This is a genomic window from Mycobacterium sp. 852002-53434_SCH5985345, assembly GCF_001667155.1.
Classification (GTDB): Bacteria; Actinomycetota; Actinomycetes; order Mycobacteriales; family Mycobacteriaceae; genus Mycobacterium.
In genome coordinates this window covers 1-698 of the sequence record NZ_LZIE01000036.1, presented here as the reverse complement: position 1 = coordinate 698, position 698 = coordinate 1, and the positions used below count along the sequence as shown (strand labels likewise).

2 pseudogenes are annotated in these 698 nt (G+C 66.9%); one reads left to right on the top strand and one right to left on the bottom strand.

Annotated elements, in window-relative coordinates:
- Nucleotides 1-307: pseudogene (locus A5756_RS07665) on the top strand (hypothetical protein); the annotation flags it as partial.
- Between the two features lie 4 nt (nucleotides 308-311).
- Here A5756_RS07665 and A5756_RS07660 read toward each other — a convergent pair.
- Nucleotides 312-698, bottom strand: a pseudogene (locus A5756_RS07660) (hypothetical protein); the annotation flags it as partial.

The following is a 698-nucleotide window of genomic DNA, read 5'->3' as shown; positions in this document are numbered from 1 at the left end:
CGAGGGTGTGCAGATCTCCACGATCTCCTTCGGGACGCCGTACGGCACGGTCGAGTACGAAGGCGCCACCATCCCGGTTCCCGTCGACGACCAGACGCTGCAGAAGATCTGCGAGATCACCGACGGCCAGTCGTTCCACGCCGACAGCCTCGAGTCGCTGAAGAACGTCTATGCGACCCTGCAGCGCCAGATCGGCTACGAGACCGTCAAGGGCGACGCCAGCCTGGCGTGGATGCTGTTGGGGGCAGTCGCGATGGCCGGCGCCATCTTGGCCGGTCTGCTCCTGAACCGCCGGCTGCCCTCCTGAGCGATCAGACCGGGAGCCGCCGGTTGATCAGCAGCGCCAGCGCCGTAGCGATCAGGGCGGTGATGACGCCCAGGCGCAACCACCCTGCGCTGCCCGGTCCCGGCACCGTTCGGTAGCCGATGTCCTTCTCGATCGCGTTGTAGCTCTTGGAGAGCTCGGCGACGTTGCTGGCGGTGTAGGACTGCCCGCCGGACAGCTTGGCGATCATCTTCATCTGATCCGTCGCGACCGGGACGGCGACGCGCTGCCCGTCCATCTCGATCTCACCGGTCTTGGTGCCGAACGAGATCGTCGAGATGGGCACCCCCTCGTCGCGGGCCAGCCGCGCCGCGGTGTAGACCCCGTCATGCGGATCGCTGGGGTTGGACGGCTTGTTCTCCTTGCCGTCGGA